A 14,053-nucleotide genomic window follows, 5' to 3' on the forward strand; every position below is an offset into this window, starting at 1 on the left:
GCGGTGCGACCACGACGGCGTACGAGAGCGCGGCACCGGGCTCCCCGGCTGCTGCTGACCCTGCTCGCCGCGTTCGGGCTCGTCCTCGGACTGAGCGCGACGAGCGCGACGAGTGACACGGGGGCCAGGACCACGGCCGCCCACAAGAGCGCGAAGCCGGAGAAGGACGTCGCGCCCAAGGCGGCCCAGGTGCTCACCTGGACCGCGGGCGACGACATCACGCACTACGTCTCCGCGCCCGAGAAGGCGGTCGCGGGACCCGCCACGATCGTCTTCGAGAACAGCAAGGACACCGGCAACACCTCCGGGATGCCGCACACGCTGACCTTCGACGTCTCCGACCCGAAGTACAACAACGACGTCAACGTCAACATCCTCGCCAACCCCTCGGACGCCGAGGGCGGCAAGCACAGCGTCGACGTCGTGCTCACCCCCGGCACGTACCACTACCACTGCACGATCCCGGGGCACATCTCCATGGAGGGCACCCTCGTGGTGACCGACGGCGGGGGCGGCGAGGACACCACCGCGCCCACCACCTCGGCGAAGGTGAGCGGCGACCAGAACGCCGACGGCGCCTACGTCGGCTCCGCGTCCGTCGCGATCGAGGCGAGCGACGAGGGCGCGGGCGTCGACACCGTCGAGTACGCGATCGGTGCGGACGGCGCCTGGCAGCCGTACACCGCGCCGGTCGTGATCGACCAGGTCGGCGAGCACGTCGTGCGCTACCGCGCGACCGACAAGGCGGGCAACGCGGCGGAGGAGAAGACCGTCTCCTTCACCGTCGCGGGGCCGCCGACCGACGACCAGGACGCGCCGGAGACCTCGGCGACCGTCACGGGCGACAAGGACGAGAACGGCGCCTACCTCGGCATGGCGACCGTCACCGTCACCGCGTCCGACACCGGTTCGGGCGTCAACAAGATCGAGTACGCGCTCGGCGCCGACGGCGCCTGGCAGGAGTACACCGGGCCGGTCATGGTCCACGAGACCGGCGAGCAGGTGGTGCGCTACCGGGCCACCGACAAGGCGGGCAACGCGGCGGCCGAGAAGACCGTCTCCTTCACCGTCGTCGAACCGCCCGCCCAGGACACCACGGCCCCCGTGGTCGGCGCGGAGGTGACCGGTTCGAAGAACTCGGACGGCGCCTACCTCGCCTCGGCGAAGCTCACCCTGAACGCGACCGACGAGGAGTCGGGCGTCGACAAGGTCGAGTACTCGCTCGACGCGGGGCCCTACCTCGCCTACAGCAAGCCGGTCGTGGTCGACCGCGTCGGCCGGCACACCGTCGACTACCGCGCGAGCGACAAGGCGGGCAACACCTCCGAGGCGCGGCAGGTGGCCTTCACGGTCGCGGCCGGGGGCGGCGTCCCCGCGCCGGGCTGCGCCGAGTTCGACGAGCGCAAGACCGTCTTCGTCGGGACGGTCGACACCGGGGTGCCCAACCGCATCACGGAGAACCGCTGCCGGATCAACGAGCGCATCGAGGACGAGAAGGACTGGACCTCGAACGCCCTGTTCCTCAAGCACGTCACGAAGGTGCTCGACGAGCTGAGTGCCGAGAACGTGATCGACAAGCGCGAGCGCAAGGCCATCAACCAGGCCGCCAAGGCGTCCGGGATCGGCAAGCCGGGGCAGACGACCGGCTACAAGGACCTCATGGACGGCTCGAAGGCCCAGTTCGACAAGTGGGAGCAGGTCGGCGGCGGCAAGTTCGAGCTGAACGACGACGGCTCGATCACCAGCTCCACCGACGTCGACGGCATGGGGATGCTGTGGTTCCCGGAGCGGAAGTTCGACGACTTCTCGCTCAAGCTCCGCTTCCGTGACGACGGTCCGGGGACCGCGAACGCCAACGGCGGGGTCTTCGTCCGCTTCCCGAACGTCCACGACCACCCGGAGGAGTCGCGGCCCGAGTGGGTCGCGATCAACTACGGGCACGAGATCCAGATCTTCGACTCCCCCTCCGGGGACATGTACAAGACCGGGTCCGTGTACGGCTTCGACCGGGTCGGCCTCGCGGGCGCCGGGGTCACCGAGAAGGGGACCTGGAACGACTACGAGATCCGGGCCGTCGACCAGCACTTCCAGATCTTCCGCAACGGGGTGCTGATCAACGAGTTCGACAACACCGGCGGCCAGCTCTTCGAGCCGCCGCGGTCCGGTGACCCGGGCACCGACGGGCGGCGCTACGCCTCCGGCTACGTCGGCCTCCAGGTGCACAGCACGTCCGACGTGATCTCCTACCGGGACATCCGGATTCAGGAGCTGTAATCCGCGCGGGCGTTCAGCCGGGAGCGGCGGCGGTGGCACCCCCACCGTCGCCGCTCCCATTTCCGCGCGCGGCGTGCGCCGCCGCCTTCGGGGTGCGCCCGCCCGGGTGCCGGTGGCGCCAGATCCAGAAGACCGCGCAGGAGACGAGGGCCCAGGCGGCGAGCACCAGGTAGGGGAAGAGGTGCTGGTGGCCCCGGAAGTACACGGCGGTGTGCTGTGCGTTGACCGAGGCACCCGGTGGCAGCCACTGCCCGATGTGCCCGAGGACCGAGGGCAGCAGCGGCCAGGAGACCGCGCCGCCCGAGGACGGGTTGCCCAGCAGCACCATGACGCCCCAGGTCGGGAGCATCGCCCAACGCCCGACGAGGGTGTTGAACATTGTGAAGACCATGCCGCACGTGAACATCGTGAACGCGAGGATGAGCCAGGACTGCGTGAAGGGCAGGTGCAGCGCGCCGAGCCACCAGTCCACGACGGCCGCGATCGTGAACCCGCCGAGCAGGGCGTAGGCGGCCGTGAACCCGATCCGTTCCAGCGGGTCGAGGCCCCGCGCGTGCACGCTGAGCTGGATGGCGCCGACGAAGCCGACGATGACGGCGGCGAGCGAGATGTAGAAGAGCGCGAGACCGCGCGGATCCCCCGACTGGAGCGGGTTGACGTCCCGTACGGTCACGGGCGTCCCCGTCTCCTTGCCGACCTTCGGCGCGGCCTCGGCGAGCAGTTGCGCGACCGAGGCACCCGAGGCACCCGAGAGGTCGAGCCGCGCCCGCTCCCCGTCGCGGCTCAGCACCGCGAAGACCTTCTGTTCCTCGATCGCCCCGCGCGCGGCCCCGTAGTCGCGGTACGGGTGCAGACTGAGCCCCGCGTCGAGCGCGCGCTCCATGCCGTCCACGAACGCGAGCCCCTGCGCCCAGCGGTGCGTGCCGACGACGGCGACCGGCACGTGGCGGGGTGTCGGCTTCGCCATCTGGTACGTGTACGAGCCGGCGAAGAGCCCGGCGGCCGCGGCCAGGATGAGGCACAGCACGACGGCGGGCCAGTACGCCGAGGTGCGAAAGCCCGCCCAGCGCTCGCGGGCGGAGGGGCGGTGGGCGTGGTCGGGGTGGGCGCCGGAAGGGCCCGCGATGTGCTCCTTCGGGCCGGAGGCCCTTTCCTCCGGGCCGGGGGCTTCCGGGCCGGGGCTGCCGGGGTCCGCCATGGCTCAGTCCGTCTCCTTCCTGGCACGGCTCGGCTGCACCCGCGAGGGCTCGCCCGGCATCTTCGGGTAGTCCGGCGGGTACGGGAGCTCGCCGTGTCCCTCGCTCTCGTCGCGCGCCGCGAGGTCGAGGAGCGGTTCGAGCGAGTAGCGGCGTTCGTCCATGTCCGCGTGCACGTCGCCGCGCTCGCGGTAGCGGGTCACCATCGTGCGCAGGTCGAAGTCGCGCGGATCGGCGTCGGGCACCTCGTCCCACGTGAGCGGGGCCGAGACAGGGGCGTGCGGGCGCGCGCGGAGCGAGTAGGCGGCGGCGATGGTGCGGTCCCTGGCGTTCTGGTTGTAGTCGAGGAAGATGCGCTCCCCGCGCTCCTCCTTCCACCAGTGCGTCGTCACCTTGCCCGGCATCCGGCGCTCCAGCTCGCGCCCGACCGCGATCGCGGCCCGGCGCACCCCGGCGAAGTCCCAGCGCGGCTCGATCGGCACGAAGACGTGCAGACCCCGCCCGCCCGAGGTCTTCGGGAAGCCGCGCAGGCCCAGCTCCTCCAGGAGCCCGCGCAGCTCGACGGCGACCGCGACGGCCTCCGCGAAGCCGGTGCCGGGCTGCGGGTCGAGGTCGAGGCGCAGTTCGTCCGGATGGTCGGTGTCCTCGGCCCGTACGGCCCAGGGGTGGAAGACGAGACCGCCGAGGTTGGCCGCCCACAGGATCGCCGCGGGCTCCTCGGGGCACAGCTCGTCGGCGTGCCGGCCGCTCGGGAAGGAGATCCGCGCGGTGCGCAGCCAGGAGGGGTGGTTCTTCGGGGCTCGCTTCTGGAAGAAGGACTCGCCCTCGACGCCCTCCGGGTAGCGCTCCAGGGTCGTGGGCCGCGCGCGCAGGGCCCGCGTCATGCCCTCGCCGACCGTGAGGTAGTACTCCGCGACGTCCCGCTTCGTGTAGCCGGGACGCGGATAGTAGATCTTGTCCGGGTGGCTGACGCGCACGGTGCGCCCGCCCGCCGTCAGCTCCTCCGCTTCGTCCGCCATGGCGCCACGGTAGGCGCGGGCGCGTACGTCCGCATATCGGTATCCACAGGTACTCCTGGTGCGGATGACGGTCATACCGGCACACAATCGGCTCATGCGTCTGCCTGTCATGCCCCCGGTGCGCCCGATGCTCGCGAAGGCCGTCCCGGAGATCCCGCCCGGTATGCAGTACGAGGCGAAATGGGATGGTTTCCGCTGCCTCGTCTTCAAGGACGGTGACGAGGTGGAGCTGGGCAGTCGTACGGGCAAGCCGCTCGGGCGGTACTTTCCCGAGCTGGTCGGGGCGTTGCGGGAGCGGCTGCCCGGGCGGTGCGTGCTGGACGGGGAGGTCGTCGTGGCGCGCGAGGGGCGGCTCGACTTCGACGCGCTGAGCGAGCGCATCCACCCGGCGGCCTCGCGGGTGCGGTTGCTCGCGGAGACGACGCCGTCCTCGTACATCGCCTTCGACCTGCTCGCGCTGGGCGAGGAGTCGTTCGTGGAGCGGCCGCAGCGCGAGCGCAGGGAACGGCTCGAAGCGGTGCTCGCCCAGGTGGCTCCCCCGGTCCACCTCGCGCCCGCGACGGGGGACCGGGCGGTGGCCGAGGAGTGGTTCGGGCGCTTCGAGGGGGCGGGGCTGGACGGCATCGTCGCGAAGCCGCCCGAGCTGCCGTACCGCGAGAACCAGCGGGTCATGTTCAAGGTCAAGCACGAGCGCACGGCCGACTGCGTCGTGGCCGGGCTGCGCTTCCACAAGAGCGGCCCGGTGGTCGGTTCGCTGCTGCTCGGGCTGTACGACGACGCGGGCGCGCTCCAGCACGTGGGCGTCTGCGCGGCCTTCCCGATGAAGCGGCGCGCGGAGCTGATGGAGGAGCTTCAGCCGCTGCGGATGGACGGGTCCGGTGACGGTTTCGGGGAGCATCCGTGGGCGCACTGGGCCGAGGCGGAGGCGCAGGAGGCGGGGCGCCTGCCGGGTGGGCCGAGCCGCTGGACGGGCACGAAGGACCTGTCGTGGGTGCCGCTGCGGCCCGAGCGGGTCTGCGAGGTCGCGTACGACCACATGGAGGGCCCCGTGGAATCGGGCAGGGCCCGCTTCCGGCACACCGCGCGCTGGCGCCGCTGGCGCCCGGACCGCACCCCGGGGAGCTGCACGTACGCGCAGGTCGAAGAGCCGGTGCGGTACGAGCTGGGGGCGGTACTCGGGGGGACCTGAGCCCCTCCCGCGCCGCCCCGCACAGCCCGTACGGCCCTTAGAGCGACACCTGCCGTCCGTGCCAGTCCAGGCACAGCACCATCGCGTCGTCGTCCTGCGTGAGGGCGCCCCGGTGCGCGGCCAGCTCCTTGAGCACGGCGTAGGGGACCTGCGCGGGCGGCAGCAGCCGGGTGCCGGTCATCGCCGCGGCGAGGGCGCGTTCCCCGTACGGTTCCCCGCTCGGCGAGAGGGCCTCGTACACGCCGTCGCTGAAGAAAAAGAGCCGGTCCCCCGGCAGGACCCGGAAGTGCTGGGCCGTGTAGACGGTGTCCTCGAACATGCCGAGCGGGAGTTGCGCGTCGAGTTCGATCTGCTCGGTGACGCCGTCGCGCTGTCGCCACAGCTGCGGGGAGCCCGCGTCCACAACGTCCACCTCGCCGGTGGCGAGGTCGAAGCGCAGGAGCAGGGTGGACAGGTGCACGCTGCCCTGGTGGTGGCCGTAGATCGCCTGGTCGGCGAGGGCCGCCTGGTCGGCGAGGGCGAGTCCGGCGCGGCGCGCGTTGCGCAGCGCGTTGACGGCGAGGTTGGTGAGCAGCGCGGCCTCGATGCCCTCGCCCATGCCGTTGGTGACGGAGAGGTGCAGCGTCTCGGACGAACCCGCCCAGTCGAAGTTGTCGCCGCGGATCGCGTAGGCGGGCTCCAGCTGGGCCCCGAGCGCGTACTCGGGCCGGGAGCAGGACCGCCCGGGGAGCAGCTGCCACTGGAGCTCGGCGGCGAGGGTGAGGCGGCGGGCGCGGCGGGCCTGCTGGTAGAGGTCGGTATCGCGTTCGGCGACGAGGATCTCGTGCCCGAGCACTTCGCCGATGTCGGCGAGTTCCCTGGCCATTTCCTCGTCGTAGCCGCCCTCGGGCAGCCGCACGGTGAGAATGCCGAGCCGGTCGCCACGCACGGTGACCGGCACGTGGACGACGGTGTACTCGCCGGAGGTCTCCGCGTACGGCTGCTGGGCCCCGAAGGCGCGTCCGGGCGCTCCCAGGTGGGCGGAGAGCGGCTCCGGCGGGAGCGCCGGGGGTTCGACCGGCTGGAGTATGGTCATGGCGTAGTCGGCCATGAGCAGATCCGCGCCCGCTGCCCCGTAACGGACCCGGAGCGCCGTGCGCAGCGCGTCGAGCAGAGCATGGGGAGGGGCCTTGCGCAGGGCGCGTTCCACCGCCGCGAATCTGTCCACCGTACGTGTACCACCTGTCTCGGAGATCGGGAGAAGGGAATCCGGACCGTCATGCCCCAGCGACTGACAGGAGCCTTGCGAAGTGTCAGAGTTGAGGACATGCGTCCCGAGGCGGCGGCCCAGGAGAACCGGGCTGCCGCGGCGCGGGTGGCCGGGGAGGTCATCGAGCTGCTGGAAGTGATGTGGCACAAGGGCCGCGATCTGGCGCCGACGGCGCCGGTCTCAGTCTCGCAGCTGCGCGTGCTGTACATCCTGGACCGTGAGGACGGAATCAACCTGCGCACCCTCGGCGAGGAGCTGGGGGCCGCGCCGTCCTCGGTGAGCCGTCTGTGCGACCGGCTCCAGGCGCTGGGCTACGTGGAGCGCGCGGCGAGCCGGTCGAGCCGGCGGGAGGTCGAGCTGCGGCTCACCCCGCCGGGGACGCGGTATCTCGGCGAGCTGCGGGCGCGGCGGCAGAGCGCGCTCCTGGAGATCCTGGAGCGGATGCCGCGGGCGGACAGGGACGCGCTGGCGCGCGGTCTCGGCGGCTTCCTGGACGCCGCCGACTGGGACCCCGCCGACTGGGGCGAGGAGCGGCCGTCGGATTCCTCGCGCGAACGGCCCCCGCGGGACGAGGCGGCCGACACCGCCTGAGCGCCGCCCCCCGTCGTGCGGGAACGGCCCCCTGGACCAGTACACGCTTGTGACCTCCGGTTCGCCTCGGTCCGCACGCCACCGTTCGGGCCGGGCGGTCCTTTCGGGGCTCAGATTGTTTCCTCGGGCGCACTGTTGTCAAACGGCAAGTGTCACGGGCCCGCGGCGAGGGCTGACACCCGCTCAGCCGAGGGTTCGCGGTTCACGACGACATGCGGGTACCCGCTACCGGGCGCCACGACGCTCGGCTAATGTTTGCCGCAGTGCAACAGTTGCCGACGCCGCGCCCAGCGTGACGTGACCAGGAAGGGCGCCACCATGCCGGACGAAGCCGTCAGTCACGCGGACATTCCCGGGGCGCGGGTGGTACGGCTGGTGGGAGAGGCGGACCTGGACACGGCGGAGGCGCTCGACGGGGCGCTCACCGGGGCACTGGCTTCGGGGCGGCCGCTCACCGTGGTCGATCTCTCGCGGACGACCTTCGCGGACTCCACGGTGCTGGGAGTGCTGCTGCGGGCGCACACCCTGCACGAGGAGGCGGGCCTGCGGCTGCTGCTCGCCGGGCCGCTCGACGACGTACTGCTGCGGCTCTTCGACGTGACGGGGACGCGGGCCCATCTGCGTTTCGCGGCCGACATGGACCAGGCGATCGGGCACGGCGACAGGCATCCCGAACGGGGCTGAACCCGGGGCTGGACTGATATACGAGCCGGGGGTGGACCGGACGCGCGCCGCGGGGGGGCGGACCGGTGGACCGCGTACCGGGCGAGTAGGCCGGACGGGCGCGGACGGACAGGCGGACCCCGCACAGGCGGAGTGCGAGGCGGGGCGGGTGGCCCTGGCGGCCCCGCGAGCCGGGTGTGGGGCCCCGGCTCGTACGGCGGTGGCGGGTCAGGCGGTGCGGTAGGCGGGCAGCTCCGCCCAGCCGTGCGCGATGAAGGTCGGCACCTGCCGCGGGTCCGGGTCCGCGAGGTGCAGACCGGGGAAGCGAGCGAAGAGCGCGGGGAGCGCCACGCCGGCCTCCAGCTGCGCGAGCGGGGCACCGATGCAGCGGTGCGCGCCGATGCCGAAGGCGAGGTGGTCGCCGGAGTCGCGGTGCGCGTCGAAGAGGTGCGCGGTGGACCCGTAGTGCGCGGGGTCGTGGTTGGCGGCCGCGTACGTCGTGAGGATCGCGCTGCCCTTGGGGATGAGGACGTCGCCCGTCTCGGGGCCCTGGATGTCCTCGACCGCGAACCGCATCGGCAGGTTGGCGATGCTCGGCGCCCAGCGCAGCGTCTCGGTGACCACCTTCTCCCAGGGCAGCTCGCCCGCCCGTGCCTGAGCGAGCTGCTCGGGGTGGGTGAGCAGCGCGAACGTGGCGTTCCCGATGAGGTTGACGGTCGTCTCGACCCCGGCGCCGATGACGAGGAGGAGCGTGTCGCGCAGCTCGTCGTCCGAGAGCCGGTCGCCGTCGGTGTCGCGCACGGTGACGAGGTCGCTCGCGAGGTCGTCACCGGGCTCGGCACGCTTGGTCTCCACGAGCTCGCCGAGCACCGCGTAGAGGCGGGCGAGCGTCGCCATGGCCTCCTCGACGGGCCGCGAGACGTCCATGAAGTCGTCGAGGAGCGTCACCAGCTCGGCCTTGTGGGCACCGCTGACGCCGAACAGCTCGCAGATGATCTCCATCGGCAGCTGCCGCGCGAAGGCCGCGCGCAGGTCGACGACCTCGCCCTCGGGCACCGCCTCGATCTCGTCGAGCAGGCGCGCGACGATCTCCTCGACCCTGCCCCGCAGCCGCTCGGTGCGGTGGTGCGTGAAGGACGGCGCGACGAGCTTGCGCAGCCGGCTGTGGTCGACCCCGTACGTGCTGAGCATGTTGATGACGCCGACCCAGCCGAGTATCCAGCCCCACTCCGGGTTGGAGGCGGCCTCGGGCCAGCGGGCCCAGTGCTTGCGCGGGTCCTTGCTGACGCGCGGGTCCAGGATGAGGGTGCGCAGGTTCTCGTACCGCGTGACGGCGAAGGCGGGGATGCCGCCGGGCAGCGTGATCTCCACGACGGGGCCGCGCTCGCGCAGCCGGGCGGCCTCGGCCGGGATGTCGGCGCCTACGGGGTCGAGGGTGACGGCTTGGAGCTGGTCCACGGGGTGACTCCTGGCTGATCGGGACGGACGGGTCGGAAAGTGACGGGCAGCGCCGCGAGAGCCCGGTGGAAGGGCCCGGGGCGCCAGGTCAGTTCGTCGAAGGGGACGGCCAGTTCGAGTCCGGGCAGCAGGGTGAGCAGCCGGTCGATGGCGGTCGCCGCGATCAGCAGGGCCGGGTCGGCCGCCGGGCAGCGGTGCTCGCCCGCGCCGAAGCCGAGGTGCGCGCCGCCGTCCGAGCGCTCGTCCGCGTGCGCGGGCAGCCCGGTGGGGTCCGCCCCGGCGCCCGCGTACGAGACGAGGACCAGCTCGGCGGGCTGTATCCACGTGCCGTGGAAGTGGACGGGCCGGGTCGCGAAGTACGGTCCGTAGTTCGCCATCGACGGGTCCGTGCGCAGGACCTCGGCGAGCGCCTCGCGGGTGGAGAGCGCGCCGTCCGTGAGCGAGGAGTAGTACCGCTCGTCGGTGAGCATCCGCGCCGTGGTGTTGCTGATGAGGTTCGCGGAGGGCTCGTTGCCCGCGCCGAGGGTGAGCACGACGTGCTGCACGACCTCCTCGGGCGCGAGCTGGGCGGGGTGCCCGATGAACCAGGAGGGGAGGTCGTCGCCGGGGCTCTCGTACTTCGCCGTGATGAGTTCGTTCATGTAGCCGCCGAAGGCCTCGTTGGCGGCGACGGCGTCGGCGCCCACCGCGTTCGAGAGGGTCGTCAGGATGCGGTCCAGCTCGCGGCCCGAGGCGTCCGAGCGCCCGTACAGGCGGTTGATGACGCGCGCCATGAGGGGGCGCGCGTACTGCCCGACGAGGTCGGCGCGGCCCTCGGTGGCGAACTCGCGCACGAGGTCGTCGGCGATCTCCGTGACGGTCGCGCGCAGCCGGTGCGGCTGGATCATGCGGAAGCAGTCGCTCACCGCCTGCCGGAAGCGGTCGTGGACCTCGCCGTCGGTGAAGAGCGCGTTGGGCCGGTAGCCGATCATGCCGAGCACGCCGTGCGCCTCGGGGGTGCGCGGCAGGCTCGCCTCCCACGGGCGCGGGTCCTTCGACCAGTGCCCGTCCTGATCGGTGAGGATCTCCCAGGCGGCGCGGTAGTCGAGGACGAGGTGCGCCCCCACGCCGGGGGCGACCTCGACGGGGGCGACCGCGCCGTGCCGGGCGCGCAGCCGGGCGTAGGCGGCGTGCGGATCGGCGGCGAACTCGGGCTCGTAGAGCGCCGTGGCGCCCGGGACGTAGCGGTTGCTCAACTCTCCACCAGCTCACGGATGTGCTCGACGAGCATGATCAGCATGTCCCGCGCCGAGCGCGGATCGCGCGCGTCGCAGACCGCGAGCGGCGTGGATTCCTCCAGGTCGAGCGCGGCGCGCAGGGCCTCGGGGCCGTGCGCGGGCGAGTCCTCGAACTGGTTGACCGCGACGGCGTAGGGGATGCCGCGCCGTTCCACGAGGTCGAGCACGTCGAAACTCGCGTCCAGGCGCCGCGTGTCGGCGAGGACGAGGACGCCCATCGCCCCGTACGTCAGCTCCTCCCACAGCAGCCGGAACCGCTCCTGCCCCGGCGCGCCGAAGAGGTAGAGGACGGCGCCCGGGTGGGCGGAGGGCGCGGGCGGGCGCAGCGTGAGGCGACCGAAGTCGACACCCACGGTGGTCGTCGTCTTGCCCCGTACCCCGCTGAGGTCGTCGACGCTCTCACCGGCCCGCGTGAGGACTTCCTCGGTGGTGAGCGGCGCGGTCTCCGAGGCGGCGGCGACGAAGGTGGTCTTGCCCACGGCGAAGGGGCCGGCGACGACGATCTTCACCGGGATCGGCAGCTCCGGCACCGGCCCGGCGGGGGCCGGGGTGCCGGTCGCGGGGGCCGGGATGCCGGGCGCGGGGGCCAGGTCAGAGGGCACGGAGGCCATGGAGCACCACATCCAGGAGTGCGGGGTCGGGGAGCTGGGCGGGGGCCGGGGGCTCACGGGTGACGACGGCGCCGCTCGCGGCCAGCGCGGCGGCCATCATGCGGACGACGGCGTAGGGCAGCCCCAACTGCGCCGCGCACTCGTAGACGGAGAGCGTGCCCTCGTCCTCGACGAGGGCGAGGAGCCGGCGTGCCGCCGCGTCGAGCCCCTCGGGGGAGGCGCCGGGGGCGGCGTGCAGCAGCGTCGTGCGCTCCACGCCGATCCGCGGCGGGACCTCGAGCCCGGCGGTCGCGACGTAGTCGGGCACGAGGCGCCTGCGGGGCGGGGTCATGCGCCGGCGGTCCTGCTCTTCGCGGCCTCGCTCAGCGCCGCGACCAGCTTGCCCACCTGCACCTGCACCTCGTACGCGATCCGTCCGAGGTCGGCTTCCCGGCCCGCCCACAGGACGAGCCCCGCGCCCTCGCCCGCGGGCGCGACGTAGTAGAGGCCCTGCGGGGTCGAGACGACGACCTCGTCGATCGTGCGGTCCTTGCCCTGCGCCGCGCGGTCCACGAGCGCGCGGACGCTGCCGAGCGTCGAGCTCGTGACCGCGGCGACCGCCTCGCCGTCCTCGGTCGCGATGCCGGGCGCGGCGCCCAGGATGAGCCCGTCCCTGCTGAACACGACGCCGCCCTCCACGTGCGGGAGTTCGAGCAGGGGCTCCAGTACCCACGACAGGTTCCGGGCGAGCGGGGCGCCCTTCACCGGCGGGGTTCCCTGGCTGTTCACAGGTCGTGTCCTCTCTCCTGCGCGGGGGCCGTGCGGGGGGTGCTGCGCGGCCCCTCGTGCGGTGCGCGTTCCGTGGGGGGTACGGGTGTGTTCCCGGACCCTGCCGCCCGTACGTCCTCGGACGGGCGGCTGTGGGGTGGGTCCTGGGGCGGGCGGTCGTCCTCGCGGGTGGGACGGGGCGTCGCTTCGGTGGTTTCGCGCTCGACCGCTTCGACGGCCTCACGGCCCTTGTCGCGGCCCGCCTGCCAGCCGCCCCAGCGGGCCTTGGCCTCGCGGGGCTCCAGGCGCGGGAGTGCGGAGACGGGTGCGACGGGGCCCGTGCCGCGCTCGCGGGTCTTGCGGCGGCGGCGCGGCAGCGTCGTGGGGTCGCCGGTCTCAGCGGTGCGGGTGACGCCGCGCACCCCGGTGGGGAGCGGCGGGGACGCCGGCTCCCGGCTCCGTACGGGCGCGGGCGCGTGCACCGAGGGGGCGTGGCTATCCGGCATCTCGACGAGGAGGGCGGCGGGCACGCTCACGACGGCCGCGACACCCCCGTAACCGCTCTTCTTCAGCGAGACCTGGAAGCCGTACTGGCGCACGAGCGCGCCGATCGCGGCCCAGCCCGTCTGCGGCGGGTCGCCGAGTTCGACGAGCCGCACCGGGTGCGCGCCGCTGAGCAGGCGCTCCGCGCGGGCGAACTGCTCGGCGTTGAGGCCGACACCCGCGTCCTCGACGATGACGCTCGCGCCGGTCTGCGTCTCGTGCAGCGAGACGTCGACCTTGAGCGTGCCGTGCGAGAAGTGCACGGCGTTGGCGAGGAGTTCGGCGAGGACCGCGCGCAGGGGCTCGACCGACTGCGCCATGACGCCGACGGCGCGGGTCAGGTGGTTGACGGGTTCGCCGACGCGTTCCTTGAAGTCGCGGACCCGGCTCGCGGCGCTCACCGCGATGTCCACGAGGTGCGTGTCGTCGCGGAAGAGCATCGGTGTGGAGCCGGTGGCGAGGGCCGGGGTCTGCGCGGCGCGCCCGATCAGCTCGTTGAGCATGTCGAGCGCGAGGATGTCGGCCATGAGCGCGGGCTCGGCGTCGGGGTGGCGGCGCTGGATCTCGCTGAGGCCGTCCTGGAGGCGCAGTTGCAGCGAGTGCACGCGGCTCATCGCGCCGCGCACGACGGCCCGTCCGGCCTCGTCGACCCGTTCGCCCTCGGCGGCGACGCCTTCGGCGACGGCGTCCAGGAGCGCGCGGTGGAGCCGGTCGACGGGGGTGCCGGCGAGTTCGGGGGTGAGCAGCCCGGGGACGGTGACATGCGGGGTGCGCAGGTGCGAGAGGAGGGCGGGAAGACGCTGTTCGAGCAGGTGGCGCGTCTCGCGCTCGACCGTCTCGCGGCTGGTACGTGCCTCCGTGCGCGCGGCCCCCGCCTCCGCCCGCGCGACCCCGGCGGCGGCGAGCGCCGCGTCCCGCGCCTCGTGTGCCTCGCGTATGTCCTCGCCGGCCCGCCTGGCGCGCCGGCGCGCCGCCACGAGAGGGCCTCCGGTCGCCGCAGCGGTGGCCCCGCCCGCGACGACGGCTGCGGCCACGACCTCTATCAGCATGTGGGAAGTCCCTGAACCTCGGTGTGCTTGCGTAACCGCGACGCGGCGTGCCGTCGCTCGCCGCACCACCGTAGGCGCAAGATCGTCACATGCCTAGTTCTGACCGGAAGTTGACGGGTTTTTTGATGAATCGGTGACCTGCGCGGCCAGTCTGCCCCTTATCGAGCGGAATCACCTGCGGAATGAA

General features: G+C 73.0%; 13 protein-coding genes. 4 read left to right on the top strand and 9 right to left on the bottom strand.

Translation table 11 applies throughout. From position 1 onward, the window contains the following. Window positions 1–3: 3 nt before the first annotated feature. A complete protein-coding gene (locus ACIP4O_RS23660) occupies window positions 4–2,274 on the top strand; it encodes an OmpL47-type beta-barrel domain-containing protein (protein ID WP_401577243.1) in 2,271 nt (756 codons plus the stop codon). A 13-nt stretch (window positions 2,275–2,287) separates the two neighbouring features. Here ACIP4O_RS23660 and ACIP4O_RS23665 read toward each other — a convergent pair whose 3' ends face one another. Both ACIP4O_RS23665 and ligD read right to left on the bottom strand, forming a co-directional pair. After that, window positions 2,288–3,472, bottom strand: coding sequence for an ABC transporter permease (locus ACIP4O_RS23665; RefSeq protein WP_401577245.1), 1,185 nt, complete (start codon window positions 3,470–3,472; stop codon window positions 2,288–2,290). Window positions 3,473–3,475: 3 nt separating this feature from the next. Next, a complete protein-coding gene (ligD, locus tag ACIP4O_RS23670; protein ID WP_401577246.1) occupies window positions 3,476–4,489 on the bottom strand; it encodes a non-homologous end-joining DNA ligase in 1,014 nt (337 codons plus the stop codon). A gap of 94 nt (window positions 4,490–4,583) precedes the next feature. Between ligD and ACIP4O_RS23675 the strand changes: the two genes are divergently transcribed. Continuing rightward, on the top strand, window positions 4,584–5,678 hold the full coding sequence (locus ACIP4O_RS23675; RefSeq protein WP_401577248.1) for an ATP-dependent DNA ligase: 1,095 nt from the start codon (window positions 4,584–4,586) through the stop codon (window positions 5,676–5,678). Between the two features lie 37 nt (window positions 5,679–5,715). On the opposite strand, the gene ACIP4O_RS23680 is transcribed toward ACIP4O_RS23675, so the two are convergent. Next, a complete protein-coding gene (locus ACIP4O_RS23680; protein ID WP_401577250.1) occupies window positions 5,716–6,885 on the bottom strand; it encodes a PP2C family protein-serine/threonine phosphatase in 1,170 nt (389 codons plus the stop codon). 99 nt (window positions 6,886–6,984) lie between these two features. Here ACIP4O_RS23680 and ACIP4O_RS23685 point away from each other — a divergent pair, with 99 nt between their 5' ends. Both ACIP4O_RS23685 and ACIP4O_RS23690 read left to right on the top strand, forming a co-directional pair. After that, window positions 6,985–7,518 (top strand): MarR family winged helix-turn-helix transcriptional regulator, encoded by a 534-nt coding sequence (locus ACIP4O_RS23685; RefSeq protein WP_401577252.1) that lies wholly within the window; start codon window positions 6,985–6,987, stop codon window positions 7,516–7,518. A 318-nt stretch (window positions 7,519–7,836) separates the two neighbouring features. Further along, the gene (locus tag ACIP4O_RS23690) at window positions 7,837–8,202 is read left to right on the top strand and encodes an STAS domain-containing protein (RefSeq protein WP_401577254.1); all 366 of its coding nucleotides are present in this window, start codon (window positions 7,837–7,839) and stop codon (window positions 8,200–8,202) included. A gap of 207 nt (window positions 8,203–8,409) precedes the next feature. Here ACIP4O_RS23690 and ACIP4O_RS23695 read toward each other — a convergent pair whose 3' ends face one another. From ACIP4O_RS23695 to ACIP4O_RS23720, 6 genes are all read right to left on the bottom strand, one after another. Next, window positions 8,410–9,639, bottom strand: coding sequence for a cytochrome P450 (locus tag ACIP4O_RS23695; RefSeq protein WP_401577256.1), 1,230 nt, complete (start codon window positions 9,637–9,639; stop codon window positions 8,410–8,412). Further along, window positions 9,603–10,874 carry a cytochrome P450 gene (locus ACIP4O_RS23700; RefSeq protein WP_401577258.1) on the bottom strand — a complete coding sequence of 424 codons (1,272 nt, stop codon included), beginning with the start codon at window positions 10,872–10,874 and terminating at the stop codon, window positions 9,603–9,605. Before ACIP4O_RS23700 ends, ACIP4O_RS23695 begins: the two co-directional genes overlap by 37 nt. Then, window positions 10,871–11,437 carry a GTP-binding protein gene (locus tag ACIP4O_RS23705; protein ID WP_401577314.1) on the bottom strand — a complete coding sequence of 189 codons (567 nt, stop codon included), beginning with the start codon at window positions 11,435–11,437 and terminating at the stop codon, window positions 10,871–10,873. The genes ACIP4O_RS23700 and ACIP4O_RS23705 overlap by 4 nt, the downstream gene beginning before the upstream one ends. Before the next feature lie 70 nt (window positions 11,438–11,507). Next, complete coding sequence (locus ACIP4O_RS23710; RefSeq protein ID WP_401577260.1) at window positions 11,508–11,858, bottom strand: DUF742 domain-containing protein; 351 nt, start codon at window positions 11,856–11,858, stop codon at window positions 11,508–11,510. Next, window positions 11,855–12,295 carry a roadblock/LC7 domain-containing protein gene (locus tag ACIP4O_RS23715; protein WP_401577262.1) on the bottom strand — a complete coding sequence of 147 codons (441 nt, stop codon included), beginning with the start codon at window positions 12,293–12,295 and terminating at the stop codon, window positions 11,855–11,857. The genes ACIP4O_RS23710 and ACIP4O_RS23715 overlap by 4 nt, the downstream gene beginning before the upstream one ends. Then, window positions 12,292–13,866, bottom strand: coding sequence for a histidine kinase (locus ACIP4O_RS23720; protein WP_401577264.1), 1,575 nt, complete (start codon window positions 13,864–13,866; stop codon window positions 12,292–12,294). The genes ACIP4O_RS23715 and ACIP4O_RS23720 overlap by 4 nt, the downstream gene beginning before the upstream one ends. Window positions 13,867–14,053 lie beyond the last annotated feature (187 nt).

Origin of the sequence: Streptomyces sp. NPDC088923 (genome assembly GCF_044749745.1) — a bacterium.
In the GTDB taxonomy this organism is placed as follows: Bacteria; Actinomycetota; Actinomycetes; order Streptomycetales; family Streptomycetaceae; genus Streptomyces.

Coding starts and splice junctions, on each gene's coding strand:
- ACIP4O_RS23710 (WP_401577260.1), bottom strand. CDS start 11,858: ATGACCCCGCCCCGCAGGCGCCTCGTGCCCGACTACGTCGCGACCGCC.
- ACIP4O_RS23665 (WP_401577245.1), bottom strand. CDS start 3,472: ATGGCGGACCCCGGCAGCCCCGGCCCGGAAGCCCCCGGCCCGGAGGAA.
- ACIP4O_RS23675 (WP_401577248.1), top strand. CDS start 4,584: ATGCGTCTGCCTGTCATGCCCCCGGTGCGCCCGATGCTCGCGAAGGCC.
- ACIP4O_RS23720 (WP_401577264.1), bottom strand. CDS start 13,866: ATGCTGATAGAGGTCGTGGCCGCAGCCGTCGTCGCGGGCGGGGCCACC.
- ACIP4O_RS23690 (WP_401577254.1), top strand. CDS start 7,837: ATGCCGGACGAAGCCGTCAGTCACGCGGACATTCCCGGGGCGCGGGTG.
- ACIP4O_RS23685 (WP_401577252.1), top strand. CDS start 6,985: ATGCGTCCCGAGGCGGCGGCCCAGGAGAACCGGGCTGCCGCGGCGCGG.
- ligD (WP_401577246.1), bottom strand. CDS start 4,489: ATGGCGGACGAAGCGGAGGAGCTGACGGCGGGCGGGCGCACCGTGCGC.